Below are 2,441 nucleotides of genomic sequence, written 5' to 3'. Positions count from 1 at the left end.
TGGTACGAGGCCAAGGCGTCCATTGTTCGCGAGGCAATACGAAGTTATCTCGCCCATCCCCTCCACATCCTTCAGCCAACTGCGTAAGTCCTAAATTTATCATTATGTCTAAAAAATTGAAAACAAATAGCATGTAAAAGCGATTTTTTTTGCAGAGTGTAAAAGATAAAATGCCCATAAGTAAAAAAATATTTGACAACTTGCAAAGCTGCCCCTATAATCTTGCCGAGGAAGGTTAACTTCCTTGCCCCAGGCGCAATTTATGGAAACCGCTACCGGCACCCCCACCCATTGCTGCTTCTGTGCCATGCAGTGCGCGATGCAGCTGCACCCCGACGGCACGGTGAGGCCCCTCCCCCACCCCATCAGCGGCGGCAAGCTCTGCGTGCTGGGCCTGACCTCGGGCGAGCTGCTGGGGCACGCCGAACGCCTGAGGACCCCCTTGGTGCGCAAGGGTGGGCGGCTCGAGCCTGCGAGCTGGGAAGAGGCGCTGGAGGTGGCGGTGCAGGGCTTCCGGCACATTGCCGCCGAGCACGGCAAAAGCGCCAACGCGGTGTACGGCGGGGGCAGCCTGAGCAACGAAAAAGCCTACCTGCTGGGTAAGTTCGCCCGGCTGGCCCTGGGAACGCCGCACGTGGACTACAACGGGCGCTACTGCATGTCGGCGGCGGCAGCGGCCCAGAACCGCGCGCTGGGCCTGGACCGGGGGCTCAACCGTCCCCTAGCTGACCTTCCCCAACACGACGTGATCCTGCTGGCGGGCTCTAACGCCGCCGAGTGCCTGCCCATGCTGATGCCCCACCTGCAACGGGCCAAAGAGGGGGGAACCCGCTTCATCGTGGTAGACCCCCGGCGCACCACCACCGCCAACCTCGCCACCTTGCACCTCGCCCCGCGCCCCGGCACCGACCTCGCCCTGGCCAACAGCCTGCTCTACCTGCTCGCCAGGGACCAGCGGCTCGACTATGGCTTCATCGCCGAGCACACCCAGGGGCTCGAGGAGGCCCTCGAGGCCGTGCAGGGGTGTACGGCGGCCTGGGCCGCGGAGGTCTGCGGGCTGATGCCCCACGAGATCGAACAGGCCGCCGAGTTGCTCGCCGGCGCCCGCAAGGCCCTCGTCCTCACCGGGCGCGGGGCCGACCAGAACTCGCGCGGCGTGGCCACCAGCCTGGCTTTCATCAACCTGGCGCTGGCGCTGGGGGCCGGGTTTGGCACCCTCACCGGCCAGGCCAACGGCCAGGGCGGGCGCGAGATGGGCCAGAAGGCCGATCAGTTGCCGGGCTACCGCGACGTCGAAGACCCCGCCGACCGCCGGGCCGTCGCCAGGGTGTGGGGGATCGAGCCCGAGCAACTCCCCGGCAAGGGCCTATCGGCCTTCGAGATCTTGCAGGCCATCGCCCGCGGCGAGATCCGGGGGATGCTGGTGATGGGTTCCAACCCCATCCCCTCTTCCCCCCGCTCGGACTGGGTGCGCGAGGCCCTCGCGCGCATGGAGCACCTGGTGGTGATCGACTCCTTCCTCTCGGAGACCGCCCGCCACGCCAGGGTGGTGCTGCCCGGTGCGCTGTGGAGCGAGGAGGACGGCACCACGACCAACCTCGAGGGCCGCGTGGTGCTGCGTCGGGCGGTGCGTCCCCCGCTCGAGGGGGCCAGGGGCGACCAGGAAATCCTCTGTGCCCTGGCCGCCGGGCTCGGGGCAGGGCAGTATTTCGACTACAGCCGCCCCAAAGACGTCTACGACGAGCTTCGCCGGGCCACGCGGGGTGCTAAGGCCGACTACTACGGCATCACTTGGGAGCGCCTGGAGGCCGGGGAGGAGCTGTTCTGGCCCTGCCCCTCCGAGGATCACCCCGGAACGCCCCGGCCCTTCACCCAGCGTTTCGCCCACGCCGACGGGCGCGCCCGCTTTAGCCCCACCCCCTTCCGGCCCAGTGCCGAGGCGCCCACCACTCACCACCCTCTCTACCTCACCACCGGGCGGGTGCTCTACCACTACCTCACCGGCAACCATACCCGCCGCCTAGGGCGCCTGTTCAAGAAGTGCTCCGAGCCGCTGCTGGAGGTTCACCCCGAGACCGCCCAGCGGCTGGGGCTAGCCGAGGGCGCGGTGGCCGAGGTCAGCAGCCAACGTGCAAGCGCCCGCTTCCGGGTCAAGCACAACCCCAGGATTCGCTCCGATACCCTCTTCGTGCCCTTCCACTGGGACGGATCGCAGGCCGTCAACCGGCTGACGAACCCAGTGCTCGACCCCATCTGCCAGATGCCTGAGTTCAAGGTAGCCGCGGTGAGCCTCGCCCGGGCCGAGGACGGCCCGGCAAAGGTTAGCCAGGAGGCGTCATGTATTACCCCATAATGCTCGACCTGCACGACAAGAAGGTGCTCTTCATAGGCGGGGGCTTTGAAACGGAGAGCAAGGTACTTCGGCTGCTGGAAGCGGGGGC

General features: G+C 66.8%; 2 protein-coding genes. Both read left to right on the top strand.

Annotated elements, in window-relative coordinates; all coding sequences use genetic code 11:
- Positions 1–319 precede the first annotated feature (319 nt).
- Positions 320–2,353, top strand: a complete 2,034-nt coding sequence (locus G552_RS15695) for a molybdopterin oxidoreductase family protein (protein ID WP_211224830.1) — start codon at positions 320–322, stop codon at positions 2,351–2,353.
- The coding region (locus tag G552_RS17030; RefSeq protein WP_342664865.1) for an NAD(P)-dependent oxidoreductase at positions 2,338–2,441 on the top strand (104 nt) is incomplete at its 3' end. The genes G552_RS15695 and G552_RS17030, both read left to right, overlap by 16 nt.

The sequence above is a fragment of the Meiothermus rufus DSM 22234 genome, from assembly GCF_000423425.1.
Classification (GTDB): domain Bacteria; phylum Deinococcota; class Deinococci; order Deinococcales; family Thermaceae; genus Meiothermus; species Meiothermus rufus.
The sequence above is the reverse complement of the archived record's forward strand: the minus strand, read 5'-3'. Positions and strand labels throughout refer to the sequence as shown.

Coding starts and splice junctions, on each gene's coding strand:
- G552_RS15695 (WP_211224830.1), top strand. CDS start 320: ATGCAGCTGCACCCCGACGGCACGGTGAGGCCCCTCCCCCACCCCATC.